The following is a 17,684-nucleotide window of genomic DNA, read 5'->3' on the forward strand; positions in this document are numbered from 1 at the left end:
AATTAGAATTAATATAATAATATTATGTTTTTTTCATACATTGAAAAGAACAACAATAATTAAAAATATTAGAACAATTTATACACTGAATAAAAAGAAGATGACATGAATTATTTTTACAATTTACATAAATATCTGAAGGTTTTTGGCACTGATTACAATATGATATTATTTCATTAGAAATTTTTTCAGACATACGATAATCAAAAACAAAATTTTTCCCTTTAAAAAGAATTGGTAAATTGTTTTTTTTAGCGTCATGTACATAACCAATAATTCCACCTTCTAAATGATAAATATATTTAAAACCGTTAAAACGCATCCAAGCAGTGGCCTTTTCACAACGAATTCCACCGGTACAGTACATGACAATTTTTTTATTTTTAGCATGTTGCATTATTTTTATAACTTTTTGCAATTGTTCTCGAAAGGTTGAACTTTCAATTTCTATTGCATTTTCAAAATGACCAATTGCATATTCATAAGAATTTCTCATATCGATAAAGATTGTTTTTTTGTCATTTAACATCAAGTTAACTTGTTTTGATTTAATATAAACACCAACATTTTTAGGATTAAAAAAATGCTCTTCGATTCCATCTGATACAATTTTTTTTCTTGTTTTAACTGAAAGTACCCAGAAAGATTTTTTATTATTTAATGATTTATTGATACGTAAATTATTTAATTTTGAATCTAATTGATATAAAAAACTCTTTATAAAAGAATAGTTTTTTACTGGTACACTTATCTGCGCATTAATGCCTTCATTCGCAATATAAATTCTTCCTAAAACATTATTTTTATAAAAATTTTGATAAATTTTATCTCGATATTCTTGAGGGTTTTTTATGTTAAAATATTTATAAAAAGATAAAGTTAAACGTTCTATTATTTCAGATAACATTCGTTTTTTTAATTCTTTTTTAGAAATAACATTATGTAAAACTGACATTAAAAAATACCTTCAGTTGTAATTAATAAAAATGATTTAAAATTATTAATAATATTATTTTTTTTAAAATATACTCATATGAACTTATTCAAAAATAAAAATATTATTATATATGAGATAAATTTGTAAATTTTTTTATCTGTTGAGATAATTCTGTATATATTTTATTTAATTTCAATAATTTATTTTTTTCTTGATTTACTATTTTTTCTGGAGCATAGAGTACAAATTTTTTATTTAAAAGTTTTTCTTGTATAACTAAAATATTGCTTTGAATTTTTTGTTCTTCTTTTTTTAATCTTATCAATTCTACTTTTACATCTACTAATTTTAATATAGGAATCATTACTTCCATTTCATTAATTATTTTCTTTATATATAAATTTTCATCATATTTTTCAAACAATATTGTAATACTTTCTAAAAAAGCTATTTTTTTTAAAAATAAAATATTTTCGTTAATAATATTTTTTTGCTCAAAAGTTGTATTATAAAAAAATAATGGTAGTAATTTACTAGAATTAACACGCATATTAGTTCTAACTTGTCTTAAAAAAATAACTATTTCTTTTATCCAATTCACGTCATTGACCACTTTTTCATCAATTAATTTACTATTATATTTTGGAAAAGTTTGTAACATAATTGTTTTTTCTTTTATATTAGTAATTGATTTTATACGTTGCCAAATCGCTTCTGTTATAAATGGAATAACAGGATGACATAGTCTTAAAACTAATTCTAAAGTATAAACTAAAATATTTTTAGTAGTATAAATTTGTTTATCAGAACCATCTTTAATAATTATTTTTGTAAATTCTAAATACCAATCACAAAACACATTCCAAATAAAATCATATAAAACATTAGCAGCAATATCAAAACGATAAGTATCTAATGCATCACGATATGATTTAACTGTATTATTAAGTTGTATCAAAATCCATTTATTTATTAACAACATATCCTCTGTAAAATCAACTGTAAAAAAATGATGATTTTTAGTGTTTATTAAAACAAATCGACTAGCATTCCAAAGTTTATTACAAAAATTTCGATACCCTTTTAATCTATTCATATCCCAATTTATATCACGTGTGTTAGACGCTAATGCAAAAAAGGTAAAACGTAATGCATCGGTTCCAGTCGAATTAATACCCTTAGGAAATTGTTTTTTAGTACGTTGAATAATTTTATTAGATAAATTTGATTGCAATAAATTACTCGTTCTTTTTGCAATTAAATTCTCTAAAGAAATTCCATCTATCATATCTAATGGGTCGATTACATTACCTTTTGATTTTGACATTTTGATGCCTTGATCATCTCGAATTAATCCTGTTATATAAACATTTTTAAATGGTACTTCAGGTTTTCCCTTATCATCTTTAATAAGATACATTGTCAACATAATCATTCTAGCAATCCAAAAAAAAATAATATCAAAACCACTTACTAAGACATCAGTAGAATGAAAAATTTTTAAAAATGTTGTTTTTTTAGGCCAACCTAAAGTAGAAAAAGTCCATAATCCAGAAGAAAACCATGTATCTAATACATCTTCATCTTGTTTTAATAAGATTTTTTTTGATAAAGAGTATTGTTTACGTATTGTTTCTTCATCTTGTCCAACATATATATTTTTTTTATCATCATACCATATAGGAATTCTATGACCCCACCATAATTGACGAGAAATACACCAATCTTCGATATTATTCATCCAAGATGAATACATACTTTCATATTGTTTAGGTATAAATTTTATTTTCTTTTCTTTAACAGCATTAAGAGCTACTTTAGCCATTTTCAATGTTTTTAAATACCATTGATTTGTGAGAATAGGTTGAATAATGGCGCCACTTCGATCACTATAAGGAATAGTAATTTCACATTCTTCTACTTGTTTTAATAATCCCAATTTTTTAATTTCTTCGATAATTTTAATTCGTGCAGATAAAATATCTAATTTTTGAAAAGAAATTGGAATAGAACTACTATATACATCAGATTTTTTTCCATTATAATCATAAACATCAGAAACGCATTTAATTTTTCCATCAAAAGAAAAAACGTTAATCATGGGTAATTTATGATTAAACCCTACTTTATAATCATTAAAATCATGTGCTGGTGTGATCTTAACGCAACCTGTTCCCTTATCTATATCAGCATATTCATCTCCAATAATCGGAATAATTCTATCAACTAAAGGACATTTTACGAATTGACCAATAAATTGGTTATATTTATTATCTTTAGGATTTACTGCAATAGCTGTATCTCCTAATAAAGTTTCAGGTCTAGTTGTACAAACTATTAAATATTTAATATTGTAATTTGAAAAAACATTATTTTTAACAATTGGATATTTAATTAACCATCTTTTACCTTTTTCTAAACGATGTTTAACTTCTAAATCTGATATTACGGTTTCTAATTTTGAATCCCAGTGTACTAACCTTTTTTTTTGATAAATAAAGTTATTTTTATAAAATATAATAAACGCTTCTCTAACAGCAAAAGAGATATCAGGATCTAAAGTAAATTTTTCACGATCCCAATCAGCAGAAATTCCTAAACGTCGCATTTGTTTAGTTACAATACTATTGTATTTTTTTTTCCAAATCCAAACTTTTTTAATAAAATCGTCTCTACTGTAGTCTTTTTTAGTTTTTTTTTCTTCTAAAAATATTTGACGCTCAACTAATATTTGTGTTGCTATTCCAGCATGATCTGTTCCAATTTGCCAAAGAGTATTTTTTCCTTGCATCCTATGATAACGAACTAATACATCCATAATTGTTTGTTGAAAAGCATGTCCCATATGCAAATTGCCTGTAATATTAGGAGGTGGCATCATAATACAAAAAGTTGGTTTTTTTAGATTATTAGGTTTAAAGTATCCATTTTTTTCCCAAAAATCATATAAAGACTCTTCAATATATTTAGGATTATAATTTTTTTTCATTTTATTTCACTATTTATAAATAAAAAGAAGATATTACCATATTATAAAAAAGATAATGTATTAATATATATTATTTAGTTGATTCAATAAAAATTGACATAAGAGTTCAACAGGACGACCAGTAGCGCCTTTATCTGTTCCTGATTTCCAAGCAGTTCCTGCAATATCTAAATGTGCCCAATTATATTTTTTTGCAAAATTAGAAAGAAAACAAGCTGCAGTTATAGCACCAGCCTTACCATTTCCTACATTAGAAAAATCTGCAATAGAAGAACTTATTTGTTTTTGATATTCTGAAAATAAAGGTAGACGCCATATTTTATCATCTGTTTCTTTTGAAGATTTTTTAAATTCATTAGCTAAATATTCATTATTTGTAAAAAAACCACTTACAGATTCTCCCAATGCTATCACACATGCTCCGGTTAATGTAGCAATGTCAATAACCACGTTTGGAGAAAAACGTTCTACATATGTTAATACATCACATAATACTAAACGTCCTTCGGCATCAGTATTTAATACTTCTACTGTTTTACCTGACATAGTCGTCAAGACATCTCCTGGTCTAAAAGAATTACTTCCTGGCATGTTTTCACATCCAGCTAAAACTCCTATAATTGTCAAAGGTAATTTTAATTCAGCTACCATAATTATAACTCCATAAACTGCTGCAGCACCAGACATATCATATTTCATTTCATGCATATTTAATGCTGGTTTGATAGATATTCCTCCAGAATCAAAAGTTAAACCTTTTCCTATTAATACAATTGTTTTATCATTACTAGTATTATTGTTTCCAGAATATTTTATTACAGACATAAATGGTTTATTTTTAGATCCATCTCCAACAGATACATAAGCATTCATTCCTAATTTTTTCATTTGTTCCATATTAATTACTTCAACAATAACATTTTCTGGGTATTTTTTAGACAGTTTTTTTGCTTTATAAGATAAATATAAAGGATTACAAATATTAGGTGGTAAATTATTAATATTTTTAGTAGATACTATTCCAGTGTTAATAGCTAATGCATGTTTTAAAGATTTCTTTGCTATAAATAATTCATTTTCTTTTAAGATGTTTAATATAATTGCATTAAAATGAATATTCTTTTTAAGAACATGATTTATTTTTGTGATTCTATATAAATATTCATGTATAAAAAGAGTTATTGATCTAATTAACCAATATATATTATTTTCACTATTAATATCTATTTCAGAAAAAGAACATATAATATTTTTTACAGATGTTTTTTTCAATTTTTTTATGATATTTTTAAATATTTCTTTTAAAATCGATCTAGTAACTTTACTTTCTTTTCCTAAACCTACTAAAAGTATTCTTTTAGAAAAAATTCTAGGAACATTGTATAACATAATTGTTTCACCTACTTCACCTTTAATATCACCTAATTTTAGTAAAGAAGTAATATAACCACCACTGCATTTATCTAAGTAATTAGCAGAAATAGAAAGTTTGCATGAATCAAACAGACCAATTATTATACAATCTGTCTTTTCTTTATCTAAAAAACAGTTTTTTACAAGAAATTTCATGATATTTACTCTATTTAAAGTATAATTTTTTTATATTTAACAATATCTATTATTATTAACATTACTACAATATAAAAAAATATTATATACTAGTAGTAATATTTTTATTTTTAATAAAATTTTTAATTTAAATTTAATTTTATTAAAAATATATTTTTATAATACTGAGACTTTAGAATATGAATAATCTTTATCATCGTAATTGTTTAAGATTATTAGATTTTTCCTCTCTAGAATTAAAAACAATTATAAAATTAGCTCAAAAATTAAAAAAAGATAAAAAAAATAATAAAGAAATTCAATTACTTAAAAAAAAGAATATAGCTTTAATTTTTGAAAAAGAATCCACTCGTACAAGATGCTCTTTTGAAATTGCTGCATTTGATCAAGGGGCACATGTTACTTATCTTGGACCTGGTAGTACACATTTAGGATCAAAAGAATCAATTCAGGATACAGCAAAAGTACTTGGTCGATTATATGATGGTATTCAATATAGAGGTCATCAACATAGAACAATAGAAATTTTAGCAAAATACTCAAAAGCACCAGTATGGAACGGTTTAACCGAAAAATTTCATCCTACACAATTACTTGCTGATTTGATGACTATTAAAGAAATATATCCTAAAAGAAAATTTAATGAAATAAAATGTGCATATGTTGGTGACACACGTAATAATATGGGGAACAGTTTTTTAGAAGCAGCATCACTAATTGGACTAGATTTACGTTTAGTATCTCCTGAAGAATGCTGGCCACAAAAAGAATTGTTTGCATTTTGCCAAGAAAAAGCAAAAGAAAAAAAAGGTAAAATAATATGTACTGAAAATATTAAAAAGGGTGTAGAATATGCAGATTTCATCTATACTGACGTTTGGGTTTCTATGGGAGAATCTGAAAAAACATGGAAAAAAAGAATTCAGTTATTAAAATCTTATCAAGTTAATGACTTTATGTTAAATGCGACTAAAAATTCTCAAGTAAAAATATTACATTGTCTTCCTGCTTTACACGATCAACAAACAGACATAGGAAGATCTATATTAAAACAATATGGATTTGAAAATGGAATGGAGATAACAGACAATATTTTTCAAAAACATGAAGAAACCATTTTTGAACAAGCAGAAAATAGATTACATACTATAAAAGCCATTCTTGTATCTAGTCTATCAAAAACAATTAGCTTGTAAAACACTGTAAATACACTTAAAATTAAATATTTTTAATAATATTGTTTATGTACATATGTTGACTAGTTATCAAATATTTTTTATAGGGTTTTATATTTATATACTAAAAGTATCACATAGTTTCTTTTCTGAAATTACTAAGGAAAACAAAGTTGAGAAATCCTTTATTCAAAAAGAATATTATTTCGATTAATGAACTTAAACGCAACGAACTAGAGTTAGTTTTAAAAAAATCTGAAATTCTTAAAAAAAAACCACAACCTAATTTATTAAAAAATAAAATTATAGCTAGTTGTTTTTTTGAAGCGTCTACTCGTACTCGTTTATCATTTGAAACAGCCGTTTATCGATTAGGAGCGTCAATAATAGGATTTCCTGATGGAAACAATATTTCTTTAAAAAAAAAAGGAGAAACATTATCAGATACTATATCAGTAATTAGTTCTTACGTTGATGCAATTATTATTCGACATCCTCAAGAAGGATCTGCACGTTTAGCGACTGAGTTTTCTAATGGAACACCAATATTTAATGCAGGAGATGGAGCAAATCAACATCCAACACAAACACTTTTAGATCTATTTACTATTAAAGAAACTCAAGATAGACTTTCTCATTTAAATATTGCCATGGTTGGAGATCTGAAATATGGAAGAACAGTACACTCATTAACGCAAGCACTAGCTAAATTTAAAGATAATAAATTTTTTTTTATTTCACCTGATGCATTAATCATGCCAAATTACATTAATGATATGCTTCAAAAAAAAGAAATTTTTTGGAAAAGATGCAAAAATATTGAAGAAATAATTTCTGAAATAGATATTCTTTATATGACACGAGTTCAAAAAGAAAGACTTGATTCTACTGAATATGCAAATGCTAAATCAAAATTTGTACTACATGTTAAAACTTTGAAACATGCACGTAAAAATTTAAAAATATTACATCCTCTTCCTCGTATAGATGAAATAGATTATGATGTAGATCAAACACCGTATGCATGGTATTTTAAACAAGCAGCAAATGGAATTTATGCTCGTCAAGCTATTTTATCTTTAGTATTAATAGAGAAACACTAAGAACAAAAGTATGCAAATTAATAAACTTCAAGTAGAAGCAATTAGATCTGGTAGCGTAATCGATCATATCCCAGCTCATATAGGATTTAAGTTACTATCATTGTTTAGATTTACAGAAACAGAAAAACGTATCACTATAGGTTTAAACTTACCTTCTAAAAAATTAGGGAAAAAAGATATTATTAAAATTGAAAATACTTTTTTAAGTGATGATCAAATTAATCAATTAGCAATTTATGCTCCGCATGCAACTGTAAATTATATTAATGAATACAATCTAGTCGGAAAAACCTTTCCTACTCTACCTAAAAAAATAGATAGAATTCTCATTTGTCCAAATAGTAATTGTGTGAGTCATCATAATTTCATTACTTCTAGTTTTATTTTTAAAAAAAATAAATTTTCTAATATGGATTTAAAATGTAAATATTGTGAAAAAGAATTTCCTAAAAACATAGTGTTATCATATTGATAATTGTAATTGTTATATTAAATATATAAAAATGGTATTATATGAATTATATAATTAAAACTAAAAATGCACCTAAACCCATTGGTCCTTATTCACAAGCTATAAAAATTGATAATTTTATTATGTTGTCTGGGCAAATACCTATTGATGTAAAGTCTAATTACATTCCAAAAAATATTGCTGAACAAACGTATGTTGTATTAACTAATATAAAGTCAATTTTAATTGAATCAGGATTCTTAGTTAAGGATATTATAAAAACAACAGTTTTTACTACCGAATTAAAAAAAATTGATATTATCAATGAAATTTATATGAAATTTTTTTTAGATAATGATTCAAAATTTCCTGCTAGATCGTGTATAGAAGTTCAAGCACTTCCTAAAAATGTAAAAATAGAAATTGAAGCAACAGCATTTAAAAAAATTAATTCAATATAAAAATATATTTTTCCATTAATATTATTTAAAATAAATTGTTTAATATGCCGCAAAGCGGCATAGAAAATAAAAAATTAAACACTTCGACGACGAAAAAAAGATGATTTTAATTCATTTTTAGATGTATTAGATTTATTTATACGATTTTCAGAAAAACGACGATTGCTGCTTCTATCTTTACTAAATAGAGACCTATTAGACATTTTTCCTTCATATGTTCTAGGATCTCGTAATAACTTTATATTGATCAATTTATTTAATATTCTAGTACGAGTAAATTTATTTAATAGATCTTTAGATAACCCTTTAGGCAATTCAATTGTAGAATAAGTAGAAAAAAGTTTAACATTACCAATATTACGACTATTAATATTTCCTTCGTTTGCAATTGCTCCGACTATATGTCTTACTTCTATTCCATCATTACGTCCTATTTCAATACGATATAAATCTATATCTTTACTATCACGACGTGATCGATTATGACGACTGTTATCTTCACGTCTACGATCATCTTTTGAAAAAAAAGTATTTTTAGAAGAAGATGAACGTTTTAGTAAATCTGTTTTTATAATTAAAGGGCGTTCACCTTGAGCCATTTTTAATAAAGCAGCTGCTAAAGTTTTTATATCTAAATCATCTGAAGAATATAATTTATCTAACAAAGCAGTATATTCATCTAAATCTCGACTTTCTAGTTGTTGTTGTACTTTTTTTGAAAATTGTTCAAGACGTCTTTGACATAACAACTCAATTTTTGGTAATTGAACTTCTTGAATAGATTGTTTGATAGTACGTTCTATATTACGTAATAAACGACGTTCACGATTTTCAACAAATAACAAAGCACGACCTGTACGACCAGCACGACCTGTACGACCTATACGATGTACGTAAGACTCTGCGTCCATAGGAATATCATAATTAATAACAAAACTAATACGATCAACATCTAAACCACGAGCTGCAACATCTGTTGCAATTAAAATATCTAATCGACCATTCTTTAATCTTTCTAATGTTTGTTCTCTTAATGCTTGATTCATATCTCCATTTAAAGCTGCACTATTGTAACCATTACGTTCTAAAGCTTCAGATACTTCTAAAGTTGCATTTTTAGTTCTAACAAAAATAATAGTAGCAGAAAAATCTTCAGTCTCTAAAAAACGAATTAATGCATCAGTTTTTCTACCATATACCATCCAATAACTTTGTTTTATATCTGGACGTGTAGTGACATTAGATTTTATTTTAATTTCTTTTGGATTTTTCATAAACCGTTTAGAAATACGGCGTATCGCTTCTGGCATAGTTGCAGAAAACAATGCAGTTTGATGATCTTTAGGGATTTTAGTCATAATTGTTTCTACATCTTCTATAAATCCCATCCGTAACATTTCATCTGCTTCATCTAAAACTAATCCATGTAAATTTGAAAGATTAAGAGTTCCTCTCTTTAAATGATCTAATAAACGTCCTGGAGTTCCTACAACGATTTGAGGTCCTTGTCGCAATGCACGCAACTGTAATTCATATCTTTGACCACCGTATAAAGGAAGTACATGTATTCCGATCATATATTTAGAAAAATCAGAAAAAGCTTCAGCTACTTGAACTGCTAATTCTCTTGTAGGAGCTAATACTAATATTTGAGGAGCTTTTAAATTAATATTAAGATTATGTAATAAAGGTAATGCAAAAGCAGCTGTTTTACCACTTCCAGTTTGTGCCATTCCCAATACGTCATGTTCTTCTAAAAGTAAAGGAATACAAGTTGCTTGAATAGGAGAAGGTTTAACATATCCCATTTCAGTTAAAGATTGAATAATAAAAGGATTTAAACCAAGAAAAGAAAATGTGCTTTCAATACGAGTCATGCAGTAGATATGCCTTTTAAGTTACAGTGGCCAGTCTACATAGCTCATGATGAAAATATTTTATTTATTCTCATTGAAAAGTGTGAACCGGCTCAAATGAAATGATTTAATAAATAAAAAATTGATTTTTTTAATACCAAAAGTTTTATTTATGAGTTATTACTAATAATTTTTAGATATATAAATAACTTGTGTTATTTATAAAAACCACATTAGTAATTTATTAGAATTTATTTTTTAAAATTAAAAGTCTATTTTTATACAATAAAAATTATTAAACTAAAATATTTTTATAATATTTCTATCTATATGTTACTATTTGAAAAGATATAAATCTATATTTTATTAAAAAATGTTTTAACATTTTAAAAAAAAATATTAACTAGTAATAATTATATCAGATAATGTTATTATTTATCGATTTATTAGAAATGATAAAATTTTCTGTCTCTTTAATACTCAACCTCAAACGACCTTGACGATCTATTTCTAGTACTTTTACAGATATTATTTGATCAATTGTTAAATGATCAGAAACTTTTTCTACTCTTTTTTCAGAAATTTGAGAAATATGTACTAAACCTTCTTTTCCAAATCCAATTGAAACAAAAGCACCAAAATCAACAATACGTGTAACTTTACCAGAGTAAATTCGCCCTACTTCAATTTCAGCTGTAATTTCTTCAATTCTACGGATAGCATTTCTTGCTTTTTCTTTAACAGTAGCTGATATTTTTACTGTTCCATCATCTTCAATTTCAATTATAGTTCCTGTTTCTTCAGTAAGCATGCGAATAACAGAACCCCCTTTTCCTATTACATCTTTAATTTTTTCAGGATTAATTTTTATGGTGTGAATGCGAGGAGCAAACTCAGAAATTTCAGTTCTTGATCTACTTAAGGCTTGATTCATTATATTTAAAATATGTAATCGAGCTGATCTTGCTGAATTTAAGGCTGTACGTATAATTTCATTAGTAATACCTTCTATTTTCATATCCATTTGTAAAGCAGTAATACCTTTTTCTGTACCAGACACTTTAAAATCCATATCTCCTAAATGATCTTCATCTCCTAAAATATCTGAAAGTAATACATATTGACTGCCTTCTTTTACTAAACCCATAGATATTCCAGCAACAGCAGATTGAATAGGCACTCCAGCATCCATTAATGCTAAAGAAGCACTACATACAGAGGCCATAGAAGAGGACCCATTGGATTCAGTAATCTCGGAAACTATTCTAATAGTATAAGGAAAATCTTCTAATTTAGGCATAACAGCTAAAAGACTTCTTTTAGCAAGACGACCATGACCAATTTCTCTTCTTTTAGGTGATCCCACCATTCCTATTTCTCCAACTGAATAAGGAGGAAAATTATAATGAAACAAAAAATTATCTGTTCTATCTCCTAACAATTCATCTAAATTTTGTGCATCTCGAGATGTTCCTAAAGTTACTGCAGCTAAAGATTGAGTTTCTCCTCGAGTAAATAAAGCAGAACCATGTGTTCTTGGTAAAACACCTGTACGAACATCTAATGCACGTATCATATCTTTTTCACGTCCATCAATACGTGTTTCATTATTTAATATTCGTTGACGTACAATTTTTTTTTCAATTTTATGTAAAATATCTTCTATTTCTGATTGATCTATATTTGAATCTTCGTTAAAAATAAAATTTATTATTTCTTCTTTAATAAAATTTAATTTTTCAGATCTTTCTTGTTTATTAAATATTAAATAAGCAGAACGTATATCTTTTTCTGCTAATTCTATTATTTTTAATTCTAATGCTTTATTAATTTCTGGATAAGATATACTCCAAGGTAATTTGCTTGCTTCATTCGATAATGAACGAATATTATTAATTACTACTTGTTGTTGTTGATGTCCAAACATAATAGCTTCAAGGACTTTTTCTTCATTTAATATTTTTGCCTCTGCTTCTACCATAAGCACAGCATTTTGAGTTCCTGAAATTACTAAATCTAAAGAACTGTGTTTCATATCATCACTAGTAGGATTTAATATATATTGATTATTAATATAACCTACTCTAGCAGCACCTACTGGTCCATAAAATGGAATTCCTGATAAACTCAATGCTGCTGATGCGCCTATAATAGAAATTATATCTGGATTAATTTGTGGATTAACTGACACTACTGTTGCAATTATCTGAATTTCATTAAAAAAACTTTTAGGAAATAAAGGACGAATAGGTCTATCTATTAAACGAGCAATTAATATTTCATTTTCACTTGGACGTCCTTCTCTTCTAAAAAAACCACCGGGTATGCGACCTGCAGCATATGTGCGTTCTTGATAATTGACAGTAAGTGGAAAAAATTTTTGACCTAAATGTGTTTTTTTTTGTCCAACAACAGTTACAAAAACAGCAGTATCATCCATACTAGCCATAACAGCAGCTGTAGCTTGTCGAGCCATTATACCTGTTTCTAAAGTAATCGTATATTGACCATATTGAAATTTACGTACAATTGGATTTAGCAAAATAATATCCTTAACATAAAACTAATTTTTTAAATTACTTGCAAGTTGTACTTTAAAATTTTTAATATAATAAAAATATATTAATATAAATTTTAAATTTGATAATTGTAAAAAAAGGGCCAAATAAAGCCCTTTATAAAAAATATTTTTGATTTTTTATTAATATAAAATTTTTGATTTTATAACTTCTAATACAACTTTTTAGCGTCTTAATTTTAAATCTTCAATTAAAATAGTATAGCGAGATATATTTTTTTTCTTCAAATAATCTAATAATTTACGACGTTTTGATACCATATTTAAAAGACCCCTACGACTACAATGATCTTTTTTATGTTGAGAGAAATGTGTTTGAAGATGATTAATTTGAGTCGTTAACAATGCCACTTGTACTTCTGTTCTACCAGTATCTTGTTCAGATTTCCCATATTGTAAAATGATTTTTTTCGTGTCTATTACAGATAAAGACATATAATACTCCATATATTTAAAATTATATTAAATTAATTATTGAATTTAATTAATTTGTTTGAAAAATAATATCATGCTAATCTTAAATTTAACAGTGAATAACTTAATTACCAAATGTAGAAACTAATCGATATGGAATTAATAATTCTTCCATGTTAATTTTTCCTAATCCAATAAATTTATTATCTTTATCTCTGACTCGTACTAAACTGTTTTTAATATTAGAATTAAAATTTACTGTTTGTCCTAATTTAAAATTATATGATTTTTTAGGAGAAAGATATACTTCTGGCAAAAAAGATACAGGACTATCTACAGGCATCAACAAATCATCTATTTTGTTAAAAAAACTATTATTTTTAATATTTTCTTTTTTTAATAATTCATGTAAATCAGATATTTTTACTAGTTTTTTAGAAAAGTATGATCCTACTTGTAAACGACGTAAAAACACTACATGAGCTCCACAACCTAATTTTTCGCCTAAATCTTCAACAAGAGTGCGAATATACGTACCCTTTGAGCAAAATACTTTAAACTCAATTAAATCATTTTTTTGATGAATAGCATCAATATTATATATTGAGACTTTTCTTGCGCTACGCTTAATATTTAATCCTTGGCGTGCATATTTATATAAAGATATACCATTATATTTAATAGCTGAATACATTGAAGGAACTTGATCAATTAAACCAGTAAGTTCTTTTATAGATAAATTGAGCTGCAAATCAGTAAAAGTAATTGGACGTTTTTTAATGATAACACCATCAGAATCAGATGTAGATGTTTTCTCACCCAATTTAGCAATTACATGATATCGTTTGTTAGAATCTGTTAAATAATGAGAAAATTTTGTACATTCTCCAAAACAAATTGGCAATAGTCCTGTTGCTAAAGGGTCAAGAGTACCAATATACCCTGCTTTTTTTGCATTAAAAATTAGTTTTACTTGTTGTAAAGCGTTATTGGAGGATATACCTTTCGGCTTATCTAATAAAAGTAATCCATTAATATTTCTTTTTTTATGAAAAAACATCTATTTATCCTTTATTTTTTCATAATATCATGCATGTTTATCTTTTTTAGATAAATCATTTAATAAAATAGAAACGTTGTTACCTATTGAAAAAGAATTATCATGGTAAAATACAATATTTGGTATAATTCTTAATCTCATTTCTTTACATAATAATTTACGAATATAAGTAGAAGCTTTATTTAAAATAATTAAAAGTTTTTTTATATTTAATTTATTATAATTTTTTAAAAAACTTATAAATATTTGAGCATGAGATAAATCTTTAGATACTCTTACTTCAGAAACTGTTATTATTGTTTTAATGCGTGGATCTTGAAGCGAATACTGTATAATTATAGCTATTTTTTTTTGTAATTCTTGAGCAATACGAACAGATCGATTAAACGATTTTTCCATAATTATATTACCAAATTAAACCCTTTATAATAAAATCATATATTTCTATTTACAATATTCTTTTAATTTCTTTTAATTCAAACACTTCTATAATATCTTTAATACGTATATCATTATAATTTTTTATACCTATTCCACATTCTAATCCATTACGTATCTCATTTACATCTTCTTTAAAACGACGTAATGATTCTAATGAACCTTCATAAATAACTATATTATTTCTTAATACGTGAATTGGATTATTTCTTTTAATTATTCCTTCTAAAACCATACAACCAGCAATTAAGCCAAATTTAGGAGATTTAAAAGTATTTCTAACTTCAGCTAAACCAAGAATATTTTGTTTATACTCAGGTGATAAAAGACCTATCATAGCTGATTTTACTTCATTAATTAAATCATAAATAACTGAATAATACCGAAGATCTAAATGTTCTGCATTAATTATTTTTTTAGCAGAAGAATCAGCTCTAACATTAAATCCTAAGATAATAGCATTTGAAGCTAAAGCTAAAGAAGCATCTGTCTCTGTAATACCTCCAATACCTAAACCTATTATTTTTACTTTTACTTCTTTAGTAGATAGTTTTAATAGAGCATTAGATATTGCTTCTAAAGAACCTTGTATATCAGATTTGAGAATAATTTTTAATTCAGAAACATCATTTTTATTTATGTTATCAAACATATTTTCTAAATTGACTTTATTTTGACCTGATAATTTTGTTTCACGAGATTTTTCTTTACGATAACATGCTACCTCTCTTGCTTTTTTTTCATCACGAACAACGGTAATTACATCACCTGAAAAAGGAACTTTAGATAATCCTAAAATTTCTACGGGAATAGATGGACCTGCACTTAAAATTTCATTTCCAATTTCATTACGCAAGGCTTTTACACGACCATATTCAAAACCACATAGTATTATGTCTCCTTTTTGTAAATTTCCTTTTTTTACTAGAACAGTAGCTATAGGTCCTCGACCTTTATCTAAATAAGATTCTATAACAACACCTTCAGCCATACCACTATGAACTGCTTTTAATTCCAAAATTTCTGCTTGTAATAAGATAGCATGTAATAATTCATTAATGCCTTTTCCTGTTTTTGCAGAAATAGGTATAAATATATTTTCACCCCCTAATTCTTCTGAAAGAATATTGTATTTCATTAAATCATTTTTAATTTTATTAATATCTGCATCTGTTTTGTCTATTTTATTAATAGCAATTATCACTGGAACATTAGCTTCTTTTGCATGTTGAATTGCTTCGATTGTTTGTGGCATAACTCCATCATCTGCAGCTACAACTAATACAACAATATCAGTTATCTGTACTCCACGGGATCTCATGGCAGTAAAAGCCGAATGTCCTGGTGTGTCTAAAAAAGTAATAGAACCTAAATCAGTATTCACATGATAGGCTCCAATGTTTTGTGTAATTCCACCTGCTTCATAAAATGCTATTTTAGTTGAACGAATATAATCTAATAACGATGTTTTCCCATGATCAACATGACCCATTATAGTTACTACTGGAGCTCTAATAATAGAAATATTATTTCCTTTATCACGATCTTGCATTATCATTTCTTCTAATGCATTTTCCCGGTGTAAAATAACTTTATGACCCATTTCTTCTGCAATTAATTGAGCTGTATCTTGATCAAGAATATAATTAATATTTCCTATGATTCCCATATTCATCATAGTTTTAATAAGCTCAGAACTTTTTATAGCCATTTTATTTGCTAAATCAGATACAGAAATTGCACCACTAATAACAACATCTCTATTAATAGTAAATACAGGCTTTTGAAAAACTTGATGTAATAAAACAGTCTTATTTTTTTGTTTTATGTTTTTTTTATTACGATTATTAATACGAATTTCTTCTTTTTGATATTTTCCGTTATGAAAGTTTTTACTATTTTTCTTATGACGATAATTTTTAGTAATTCGACCATAATTTTTTTTGTCTTTTTCTACTTTTTGATCATTATCGTCTTCATCTTGACGAGTATGTAAAAATGTTGTTAAATTATAATCTTTTTTCTGTTCTTTATAAGACTCCCAAACGTCTTTTTTTTCCTTTATTCTTTTTTTATTATTTAAATCAGAAATATTATTTTCTATGTTTTTTTTGATTTTTTTATTGTGTTCTTCTCTATTAGAATTATTTGAATTTTTTAATCTATTCATTTTTTTTAAATTTAAAGATTCAATCTGATTTTTATTTAATTTGGATATATCAATAGTTTTTTTATATTTTTTTTCTACAGACGTTTTTATATTATTTTTTTCTTGATTTTTTAACGATATATGTTTCTTGTTCACAGAAAATTTATTTTTTTTTATTGTATTTGATACAAAATCATTTTCAAATTGATCGTTTTTTACATAAGTTCTTTTTTTTCGTACTTCTATTTGTATAGATTTGTTTTTTCCTCCAATGGTAGAAACATTTAAAGTACTCCGTGTTTTTCTTTGCAAGATTAAAGTATTTAAAGAAGATTTCTTTTTGTTTTTTAAATATTTTAGTAAAACACTTTTTTCATTTAAATTAATATAATCATTTTCATTTTTTACTATATCAATATTAGATAATTCTTGTATCAACTCTTGAATTGATATTTTTATTTCACTAGATAAAACTTTTAAACTTATATCTGTCATACTATTTTT

The 17,684-nt window shown here is 25.8% G+C and carries 13 protein-coding genes; 4 read left to right on the top strand and 9 right to left on the bottom strand.

The genetic code is table 11. The features are described 5' to 3' along the window. Positions 1 to 22 precede the first annotated feature (22 nt). The 3 genes from D9V66_RS01865 to D9V66_RS01875 form a co-directional block, all read right to left on the bottom strand. Positions 23 to 955, bottom strand: a complete 933-nt coding sequence (locus D9V66_RS01865; protein ID WP_158365755.1) for a rhodanese-related sulfurtransferase — start codon at positions 953 to 955, stop codon at positions 23 to 25. Between the two features lie 106 nt (positions 956 to 1,061). Beyond that, positions 1,062 to 3,926: a valine--tRNA ligase gene (locus D9V66_RS01870; RefSeq protein WP_158365756.1), complete on the bottom strand. Its 2,865-nt coding sequence runs from the start codon at positions 3,924 to 3,926 to the stop codon at positions 1,062 to 1,064. A 60-nt stretch (positions 3,927 to 3,986) separates the two neighbouring features. Next, positions 3,987 to 5,495: a leucyl aminopeptidase gene (locus D9V66_RS01875; protein ID WP_158365757.1), complete on the bottom strand. Its 1,509-nt coding sequence runs from the start codon at positions 5,493 to 5,495 to the stop codon at positions 3,987 to 3,989. A 179-nt stretch (positions 5,496 to 5,674) separates the two neighbouring features. Here D9V66_RS01875 and argF point away from each other — a divergent pair, with 179 nt between their 5' ends. The 4 genes from argF to D9V66_RS01895 all read left to right on the top strand — a co-directional run bounded on the left by argF (position 5,675) and on the right by D9V66_RS01895 (position 8,685). Then, entirely contained in the window at positions 5,675 to 6,691 is a 1,017-nt protein-coding gene (argF, locus tag D9V66_RS01880; protein WP_158365758.1) for an ornithine carbamoyltransferase, read from the top strand. A gap of 152 nt (positions 6,692 to 6,843) precedes the next feature. Then, positions 6,844 to 7,773: an aspartate carbamoyltransferase gene (gene pyrB / locus D9V66_RS01885; RefSeq protein ID WP_158365759.1), complete on the top strand. Its 930-nt coding sequence runs from the start codon at positions 6,844 to 6,846 to the stop codon at positions 7,771 to 7,773. Between the two features lie 10 nt (positions 7,774 to 7,783). Continuing rightward, a complete protein-coding gene (gene pyrI / locus D9V66_RS01890; RefSeq protein ID WP_158365760.1) occupies positions 7,784 to 8,245 on the top strand; it encodes an aspartate carbamoyltransferase regulatory subunit in 462 nt (153 codons plus the stop codon). A 41-nt stretch (positions 8,246 to 8,286) separates the two neighbouring features. Beyond that, positions 8,287 to 8,685 carry a Rid family detoxifying hydrolase gene (locus D9V66_RS01895; RefSeq protein ID WP_158365761.1) on the top strand — a complete coding sequence of 133 codons (399 nt, stop codon included), beginning with the start codon at positions 8,287 to 8,289 and terminating at the stop codon, positions 8,683 to 8,685. 74 nt (positions 8,686 to 8,759) lie between these two features. Here the strand turns inward: D9V66_RS01895 and D9V66_RS01900 are convergent, their stop codons facing one another. The 6 genes from D9V66_RS01900 to infB all read right to left on the bottom strand — a co-directional run bounded on the left by D9V66_RS01900 (position 8,760) and on the right by infB (position 17,675). Beyond that, complete coding sequence (locus D9V66_RS01900) at positions 8,760 to 10,562, bottom strand: DEAD/DEAH family ATP-dependent RNA helicase (protein WP_158365762.1); 1,803 nt, start codon at positions 10,560 to 10,562, stop codon at positions 8,760 to 8,762. Positions 10,563 to 10,959: 397 nt separating this feature from the next. Next, positions 10,960 to 13,083 carry a polyribonucleotide nucleotidyltransferase gene (pnp, locus tag D9V66_RS01905; RefSeq protein WP_158365763.1) on the bottom strand — a complete coding sequence of 708 codons (2,124 nt, stop codon included), beginning with the start codon at positions 13,081 to 13,083 and terminating at the stop codon, positions 10,960 to 10,962. 201 nt (positions 13,084 to 13,284) lie between these two features. Next, on the bottom strand, positions 13,285 to 13,554 hold the full coding sequence (gene rpsO / locus D9V66_RS01910; protein WP_158365764.1) for a 30S ribosomal protein S15: 270 nt from the start codon (positions 13,552 to 13,554) through the stop codon (positions 13,285 to 13,287). Positions 13,555 to 13,657: 103 nt separating this feature from the next. Then, a complete protein-coding gene (gene truB, locus D9V66_RS01915) occupies positions 13,658 to 14,593 on the bottom strand; it encodes a tRNA pseudouridine(55) synthase TruB (RefSeq protein ID WP_158365765.1) in 936 nt (311 codons plus the stop codon). 27 nt (positions 14,594 to 14,620) lie between these two features. Then, positions 14,621 to 14,992, bottom strand: coding sequence for a 30S ribosome-binding factor RbfA (gene rbfA / locus D9V66_RS01920; protein ID WP_158365766.1), 372 nt, complete (start codon positions 14,990 to 14,992; stop codon positions 14,621 to 14,623). 49 nt (positions 14,993 to 15,041) lie between these two features. Then, entirely contained in the window at positions 15,042 to 17,675 is a 2,634-nt protein-coding gene (gene infB, locus D9V66_RS01925; protein ID WP_158365767.1) for a translation initiation factor IF-2, read from the bottom strand. Positions 17,676 to 17,684: the final 9 nt, after the last annotated feature.

Origin of the sequence: Buchnera aphidicola (Brevicoryne brassicae) (assembly GCF_005082825.1) — a bacterium.
Classification (GTDB): domain Bacteria; phylum Pseudomonadota; class Gammaproteobacteria; order Enterobacterales; family Enterobacteriaceae; genus Buchnera; species Buchnera aphidicola_AK.